This window comes from Secundilactobacillus mixtipabuli (genome assembly GCF_002217925.1).
Taxonomy (GTDB): domain Bacteria; phylum Bacillota; class Bacilli; order Lactobacillales; family Lactobacillaceae; genus Secundilactobacillus; species Secundilactobacillus mixtipabuli.
In genome coordinates, this window is record NZ_BCMF01000087.1 from 1 (window position 1) to 219 (window position 219).

The window sequence follows — 219 nt, forward strand, 5'->3', positions numbered from 1 at the left end:
ACTCGCAGAGCCGGTCTCACTAAAACATATCGCTAACGAATTGGCGACTTCTGCTAGCTTTGTTGCCCGTATGTTAATGCAGTCCGAAACTTACTTCGAACCCAATTGGCAGCACTTACCAGAAGTACTTTTGCTAGATGAGATAAAAACGACTAACAACGCTGATGAGGCCATGAGTTTTGAAATGATGGATGCCGAAACACACGAGTTTATCGATTT

The 219-nt window shown here is 43.4% G+C and carries 1 pseudogene; it reads left to right on the forward strand.

The window, feature by feature from the left end:
* Positions 1-219: pseudogene (locus IWT5_RS12290) on the forward strand (ISL3 family transposase); the annotation flags it as partial.